Consider the following 308-nt stretch of genomic DNA (forward strand, 5'->3'; position numbering starts at 1 on the left):
AGTGAGGAAAGCCAACTGTTAAAAGTCCCGCACTGCATTGGCTTGTTAGGCATACTTAACCCACTGTAATTACAATGTTTTCAATTTCACCATCTTGGTTTTCTATGACAAAATGCAGCCTAGAACCTGAGTCAGATTTTAAATACGCCTTGGCCTTTGAAGCAGCACAACCTGGAATAATACAATCCTCAATAGATAATACTTTGTCTCCAACTTTTAAGCCTGCCTTTTCTGCTGGAGAATTAGCCAGTACCTTCTTAACTGTTATTTCATCAATCTCAGGAGAAAAGAAGCCACTTGCTGTGACA

The 308-nt window shown here is 39.6% G+C and carries 1 protein-coding gene; it reads right to left on the bottom strand.

The genetic code is table 11. From position 1 onward, the window contains the following. Positions 1-55 precede the first annotated feature (55 nt). Positions 56-308: PDZ domain-containing protein (locus ACSLUH_RS19580; RefSeq protein WP_448570089.1), on the bottom strand; the 253-nt coding region annotated here is incomplete at its 5' end.

Source organism: Thalassotalea ganghwensis, assembly GCF_053485795.1.